The sequence below is a fragment of the Bradyrhizobium altum genome (assembly GCF_020889705.1).
Classification (GTDB): domain Bacteria; phylum Pseudomonadota; class Alphaproteobacteria; order Rhizobiales; family Xanthobacteraceae; genus Bradyrhizobium; species Bradyrhizobium altum.
This window is the reverse complement of the sequence record NZ_JACMYP010000363.1, coordinates 1-7053: the sequence shown is the minus strand read 5'-3', so window position 1 is coordinate 7053 and position 7053 is coordinate 1. Positions and strand designations below refer to the sequence as shown.

The window sequence follows — 7053 nt, the reverse complement described above, 5'->3', positions numbered from 1 at the left end:
GGCCGATCATCTTGCCGAACTGTCTGCGGTTCATCTCGATGAGCTGTCGCGGATCGAGCCGCTCTTGAAGAAGGTGCTGTCGCGGCGATCGGAATGAATTCCTGCTGCGCATAACGCTTCGCGCCCGCGCAGCGCGCTTCTCGCGCTTGGATGGCGATGCGGCCAAATCCAACTTAAAGGCGCGGTTTTAGATACAATTCGCGGCCAATGCAGGCTGCAATGGCGCGATATGCCTTGTCATTGTCATGAAACCTTCATAGACCATGCGGGGGGCGATATCATTGAATGGACGGCGGCCGGTCGTGACCGATGCGGGGACTCCCATTGCCGTCAGGCATGGCGATCAGGCGGAAATCGAACTCAAGCTGCTTGCGCCGCAAGGAAGCCTCGAAAAACTGCGCGAGGCAGCCTGCATCGTGCAGCACGCGCGCAATCGCGGTGCATTTCACCGGCTGGAAACGGTCTATTACGACACGTCGGAGCGGCTGCTGTTTCAGCATGGCATGTCGCTGCGCGTGCGACGCAGCGGCAAGACCTTTATCCAGACGCTGAAGCTTTCACCCAATGGCGCGCAGCCTCTGATGCGGCGCCAATGGGAGGCGGCGGTTGAAGGCATCGCCCCTGATCTGGCGCGGTTCCCCGCCGACGAGATCGGCGATCCCGTGGCGGCGCTGAGCAACGTTGCGCTGGTGCCGGTGTTCGCGACAAAAGTGCGCCGCCACGCGCGGCAGCTCGATCTGCCCGATGCGTCGGTTGAGATCGCATTCGACGAGGGGACGATCGAGGCCGACGCGCGCCAGGAAGTCCTGTCGGAAATCGAGCTTGAACTGAAGAGCGGCAATGCCGGCGTGCTGTTCGATCTCGGAACCCAGTTGCTCGATGCAGCACCGCTGCAGATCGGCACGCGCAGCAAGGCGGAACGCGGCTACGCGCTCGCGTTCGATGTCGCGCCGTCGGCAGCGAAGGCCGAGTTGCCAGGCATCACCGCGGAGCTTGCGGTCGACGACGTCATCGCGCTGCTGGTGGGCTCCTGCTGGCACCATCTTTTGAGAAATCACGCGGTGGCCGAGCAGGGATCGGATCCCGAAGGCGTGCACCAGATGCGCGTGGCCTTGCGACGCTTGCGGACGATCTGCGCGCTGTTCCGGCGCGACATTCCATCGCCGGCATTCCTGGCGATCAACAGCGAAGCAAAATGGCTGATGCGGCAACTCGGCAAGGCCCGGGATTGGGACGTGTTCGCCGAGACGACGATCAAGCGCCTGGTCAGCGCGGTTCCGGATATCGACCTGGATGGCCTCCGCCAGGCGGTCCAACAGCAACGGAAGTCGAGCTACGGGACCTTGCAAAGCGTCCTGGCTGACCCCCGATGCAGCCGTTTCCTGCTCTCGCTGGGGCATTTGGTGGAACGCCGCGGCTGGCGCAACGAAATCGACAGCGAAGCGCTGGCTGTCCTGTCGCAGCCAATGCCGGTGCTCGCCGATCAAATTCTGGAACGATTGCATCGCAAGACATTGAAGCGTGGTGCGCGCTTTCGGCGGCTCGATATCCACGCGCAGCACAATCTCAGAATCAACCTCAAGAAGTTGCGCTATGCCGCGGAGTTCTTCCTGCCGCTCTATGCGTCCCACGCGCCGGCGAAGCGCTACGTGAAGCGGCTCGCCGGGCTGCAGACCAGTCTGGGGCGGGTGTGCGACATCGGAAGCACGCGCGTGTTGCTCCATGCCATCCGGCAGGACGACCAGCCTGCGCTTCATCTCGGCATCGGCGCGATGGCCGGCTGGCTGGCCCGCGATCAGATCGCGGTGGCGAAAACGCTGCGCAAGAGTTGGCGGCGGTTCAAGACGACGCCCGCATTCTGGGGCCGGTGAGTCCTGCGGCGGAAGGCGATCCGCGCGGGCGCCCTAACGGGGCTGCGCCTGGATCGCAAGTGCGGAGGCCTGCGGCTTGCGCTCGGTGACCAGCGCAAGCAGCACCGTCAGCACCATGAAGACCGCGGAGGCGCCGAACACCCAGTGCGGCATCTGCTGATCCATGATCCAGCCGAACAGCAGCGGGCTGACGATGCCGCCGAAGTTGAAGCCGGTGGAGACGATGCCGAAGGCGCGGCCCGCGGCGCCGGGCGGGGCGGCATTGCGCACCATCATGTCGCGGGACGGCGCGATCACGCCGCCAAGGAATCCGGCAAGCCCCATCGCAAGCGTGAGCGCCACGGGCGGCAGGTTCACCAGTGCGACCAGCACGACCAGCACGGCATTGACCGCGAAGCAGCCTGCGGCGACTTGGCTGTGGCGATGGGTCCAGTCGGCGAGATAGCCGCCGGCAAGCACGCCGGCCGCGCTGGCGCCGAGCGTCGCGGTCAACGCGATGTTGGCGGTCGAGAAGGACGCACCGTAGCCGCCCATCAGCGCGACCACGCCGAAATTGTTGATGCCCGAGGTCGAGAGGCTGAGCAGCGTGAAGAACGCCGTCAGCACCATCAGCGCCGGCGTGATCACGCTCGCCTTCGGCGTCGCATCGTCCTTCGGCTTGTTCTTGTTGGCGCCGGCATCGGGAATGCCGAGCACGATCAGGAACAGCGCCACCAGCGGGCCGACCGCGCCGGCCACGATCAGCGCGCCGGGGCCGCCGATCGAGGCGACCAGCGCTGCCATGATTGCAGGCGCCACCGCGCCGCCGAGGAAGCCGGCAAAGGTGTGGATCGAGAAGGCGCGGCCCATCCGCGCCTCATCCATATGGGCCGAGAGGATCGCGTAGTCAGCCGGGTGGTAGACGCTGTTGGCGAGGCCAAGCACCACGGCACAGACGATCAGCGAAGTATAGCTCAGATGCAGGCCGAGCCCGATCAGCGCGCAGCCGCCGATGGTCAGCCCGATCTGCAGGATCTTGCGCGCGCCGATATGGTCGGCGAGGTAGCCGATCGGCGCCTGGGTCAAGCCCGACACCACCGCAAACACCGTCAGCGCGAACCCGAGTTCGACATAGCCGACGCCGAGCTGCTGCTTCAGGAACGGGAACAGCATCGGCAGCACGAAGATATGGAAATGGCTGACCCAATGGGCGACCGAAATCCCCGTCAGCGTGCGTAGCGCGCTGTCGGCTTTCGCTTGCTGCTGTGCGGCCAGAATGTCGACCATGTCAGTGAAACCCCAATTCCAAAGCGTTTTCGAGCGAAGTGGGTACCGGTTCGCGTGCAGAAAACGCGTCAAAAAAATGCCCGGCAGGGCCGGTAGAAAATAAAGGCTGGCCGCTAATTGTCCATGAACGCGGGCGCATGGCTGCCCCCGGTGCGGGCGTGCCGGATCGACACATGCGGCATTAAAGGCGGCGACAAAGTGTGGTCCTGCGGTGATGATCGGCCATGATCGACGCCAAAAAGCCGCTCCGGGTGCTTGTGTCAGAGGGCTCCAGCACCTCCGGCCGCGAGGCGATCACGATCCTGGGGCTGGCCGGCCATCACGTCGAGATCTGCGATCCCTCGCGCTGGTGCCTGGCGCGTTATTCCCGCTTTGTCCGCAAATACCACCATTGTCCGCCGCTGCGGTCAGATCCGGTCGGCTTCCTCGGCTTCGTCGAGCGCCTGTTGGCGTCGTGGCATTTCGATGTGCTGCTGCCGACCCACGAGCAGGGCTTCCTGTTCGCCCGTGCCGCGGCGCGGCTGACATCACGTGCCGGCCTCGCGCTGCCGGATTTCGACAGCTATCGCGCCTTGCACAGCAAGGCCGGCTTCAGCCGGCTGCTCGACCGGCTCGGCCTGCCGCAGCCGCCGACCCGGATCGTTCGCTCGGCCGACGGATTGCGCGAGGCGGTGCGGTTTCCATCCGTGGTCAAGACATCGGTCGGCACTGCCAGCCGCGGCGTCTGGTTCGTGCGCGATGCCGGTGATCTCAATCGCGCGCTCTATGATCTCGAATCCGCCGGCGATTTTGTCGGCGAGGTGCTGGCGCAGGATCTCATCACCGGCACGGTCGAGAAGGCCCAGTCGGTGTTCTGCCGCGGCAGGCTGGTCGGCTTTCACGCCTACCGGCAGATCGCGGCCGGCGTCGGCGGCGGCGAAGCGATCAAGGAGAGCGTGAGCCGCCCGGCGATCCGCGCCGCGCTCGAGACCATCGGCGCGCATCTCGGCTGGCACGGCGCACTCTCGGTCGACGTCATCATGCCGCTCGACAGCGCAACGCCGCTGTTGATCGACTGCAACCCGCGGCTGGTCGAGCCTTTCAACGCGTACCGGTCCGGCACCGATCTGGTCGACCTCCTGCTGCGCGTCTCGCTCGGCGAGACGCCGGTGCCACTGCCTGAGAGCCGTGCCGGGGTGCGGACGCATCTCGCCATGCAGGCGCTGCTCGGCAGCGCATCGCGCGACGGCACCCGGCGCGACCTGATCAGGGAATGCGGCCGCATCGCCGCGGGCGAGGGTCTCTATCGGGGAAGCAGCGAAGAGTTGACGCCGGTGCGGCTCGATTGGCTCAGTGCCGTGCCGCTGGCGATGACGACAGTGCTGCTGCTGGCATCGCCGCCGATCGCCTCATCGCTGGCGCGCGGCGGCTTTGGTGCGCATCTGCTCGATCGCGACAGTATCAGGAAGATCGAGGGCGAAAGTTTTTTGCACGATCTCTCAACACGTCGTCCCGGCGAAAGCCGGGACCTATAACCACAGGATTGGATTGTGGAAGAAGGCTGTGGCCCCAGCATTGTCAGACAATTGGCATTCGTGGTTATGGGTCCCGGGTCGCGCTTCGCTTGCCCGGGACGACGGGGGATGGATTTCGGTCAACCCCTACAACGGCTCGTCATCATTGCCGTAGCGATCGACCTTCGGCGTGGCGATGTCGCCGTCCTCGTAATAATCGTCGTCCTGTGGCGCCGCGGGCGGCGGAGGCTTTTTCGACTTGTCGTCGGACTTGTCGTCGATCTTGCCGCTGCCCTTGCTCTTCTTTCCGGCCTTGGCCATGCGTTTCCCCTGCGCGGGTCAAATCATCTGCCGGAATTCTACCCCAGTTCCCCCGTGCTTGTAACGTAAGGAGATGGGCGCGGCCGGGTCACACCCGCCGCGCCGGATAGCTCAAAACGTCGCGCCCGCCTTGACCATGTAGGTGCGGCCCGGCAGCGGATAGGCCGAGAAGCGGCCGGCCGTGAACGAGCTCGCAATGGCGTAGTCATAGTACAGCGCGTTGAACAGATTGTTCACGCTGAGCGACCAGAAGAAGCGGTCAACCTGCCCGCTGAGCTTCAGATCGGCGGTGGCGTTGCCGGGAATCCGGCTCTGGGTGTTGGCCTGGTCGTTGTCCATGATGCGCGAGCTCCAGGCCCGTACCGTGGCGTCGAACACCAGATAGTTCTGCCAGATATTCCAGGTCACGCCGAGATTGCCGGTGTAGCGCGACACCAGCGGCACGTCGTTGCCGGCCCACATGCCTTCGCGGAACACGGCGCGGGTGAACGCCATGCCGCCGCGCAGGGTGACGCTGTCGCTGACCTTGAGCGAGGCGCTGGTCTCTGAGCCGTAGCGGCGGGTGGGGTCGAGGTTGACGTTGTAGAACAGCACCGGGTTGAAATGGATCTCGTTCTCGAGATCCATCAGATAGACGCTGGTTTGAACCTGAAAGCGATTGGTCTTGACGCGGAAGCCGCCCTCGACGTCCTGCGACGTCTGGGTCTTGAGCTGGAAGTTCTGCGGGATCGGGGCGAAGGTCAGCGGGTCGAATGACGGGCCCGATGCGACACGCTCGTCGACGTCGGGCGTGCGGAATGCGCGCGCGGCCCGGCCGAACACCGAGAAGGTGTCGGTGAAGCGATGCTCGGCGCCGACATGCAGTGCGTATTGCGTCTCGTTGCTGTCGAGCGGCGCCGCCTGCGTGTCGAAGGCAAACGGTGCATTCGGATCGTAGCGATCGCGTGCCGAGACGCTGGTATTCTGGACGCGCGCGCCGTACGAGAAGTCGGTGGTCGGCAGCACGCCGATCGTGTGCTGCCAGTACCCGGCCACGGTCTGCTGCTCGATATTGTAGATGTGGTAGGGATCGACGCCCTGATAGGCGCCGCGCGCCTCACGGAACATCGAATCGTAATAGTCGATGCCGGTCAGGATCGTAGACGGCATTCCCAGCACGGCGTTCTCGATGCTGAGGCGCGGCGTGATCGACCAGGTTTGTAGCGCGGCGTCATTATAGGTCGAGGCGAAGCTGATGGTCGGCACGGTGCCGAAGAAGCCGCTTTGCGTCTCGCGCTGGCGCCAGCCGCCATCGACGATGAGGTCGACGCCATTCATCAGCGTCTTGGTGAAGCCGGCAGTGACGCTGGCGGTCTGCTGATTGGCACAGTCGAACGGCGTCGCCGCGCCGCGGCGATCGGTGAGCAGCTCGTTGACGCCGATCGACGGATCGACCAGCCGTCCGCCGGGCAGGCCGAGCTTCTGGTCGCTGCCCGTGACGGTGAGGAAGGCGGTGAGATCCGATGTCGTGTAGTTGACGTTGCCGACGGCGTTGTGCTGGTCGAGCGCATTGTTGACGCGGTAGCCGTCGGACTTGATGCCGTTGCCGTAGAACGAGGTCGACCACGGGCCCGAATTGAGCGCCGCGGACACCGCGGCCATGCGGGTGTTGAACGAGCCGAAACCGCCTTCGGCCCGGATCGTGGCCGGCGGACCGCCGGCGCCGGTCTTGGTGATGATGTTGACCACGCCGCCCACCGCGTTGTCGCCGTAGAGCACCGCGCCGCTGTTGCCGCGCGTGATCTCGATGCGCGCGATCGAATCGAGCGGGATCGTGGTGAGATCGAAGCCGGCCTTGTCGACATCGTTGAGGCGGCGGCCGTTGAGCAGGAACAGGGTGTTGTCGGAGGCGAATGCGCCGAAGCCGCGCAGGTCGACCGCGGTCTTGGCGCCGTTCGGGCCGCCATAAAGCGATTGCAGCTGCACGCCCGGCACCTGCGCGAGAATCTCGGGCAGCGACTGCACCGGCGAATGCGCGATGTCGTCGGCCGTGATCACGGTCGAGGACGAGCCGACGATGCCGGCGAACGGGCGGCCGCCGCCACCTGTGCCGCCCGTTCCGG

At 65.2% G+C, this 7053-nt stretch carries 5 protein-coding genes; 2 read left to right on the top strand and 3 right to left on the bottom strand.

Annotation, left to right across the window (positions count from 1 at the left end):
- Nucleotides 1-302 precede the first annotated feature (302 nt).
- Nucleotides 303-1871, top strand: a complete 1569-nt coding sequence (locus tag H8B02_RS43510; RefSeq protein WP_229171941.1) for a CYTH and CHAD domain-containing protein — start codon at nt 303-305, stop codon at nt 1869-1871.
- Nucleotides 1872-1904: 33 nt separating this feature from the next.
- Here H8B02_RS43510 and H8B02_RS43505 read toward each other — a convergent pair whose 3' ends face one another.
- Nucleotides 1905-3137 (bottom strand): MFS transporter, encoded by a 1233-nt coding sequence (locus H8B02_RS43505; RefSeq protein WP_229171940.1) that lies wholly within the window; start codon nt 3135-3137, stop codon nt 1905-1907.
- 224 nt (nt 3138-3361) lie between these two features.
- On the opposite strand from H8B02_RS43505, the gene H8B02_RS43500 reads away from it, so the two are divergent.
- Nucleotides 3362-4651, top strand: a complete 1290-nt coding sequence (locus H8B02_RS43500) for an ATP-grasp domain-containing protein (protein ID WP_229171939.1) — start codon at nt 3362-3364, stop codon at nt 4649-4651.
- A gap of 126 nt (nt 4652-4777) precedes the next feature.
- Here H8B02_RS43500 and H8B02_RS43495 read toward each other — a convergent pair whose 3' ends face one another.
- Nucleotides 4778-4951 (bottom strand): hypothetical protein, encoded by a 174-nt coding sequence (locus H8B02_RS43495; RefSeq protein ID WP_229171938.1) that lies wholly within the window; start codon nt 4949-4951, stop codon nt 4778-4780.
- A 111-nt stretch (nt 4952-5062) separates the two neighbouring features.
- Nucleotides 5063-7053 (bottom strand): TonB-dependent receptor (locus H8B02_RS43490; RefSeq protein ID WP_229171937.1); only part of this gene is annotated, 1991 nt, incomplete at its 5' end.

Excerpts from the sequence above, each read along its gene's own strand:
- H8B02_RS43495 (WP_229171938.1), bottom strand. The coding sequence starts at position 4,951 with ATGGCCAAGGCCGGAAAGAAGAGCAAGGGCAGCGGCAAGATCGACGAC.
- H8B02_RS43500 (WP_229171939.1), top strand. The coding sequence starts at position 3,362 with ATGATCGACGCCAAAAAGCCGCTCCGGGTGCTTGTGTCAGAGGGCTCC.
- H8B02_RS43505 (WP_229171940.1), bottom strand. The coding sequence starts at position 3,137 with ATGGTCGACATTCTGGCCGCACAGCAGCAAGCGAAAGCCGACAGCGCG.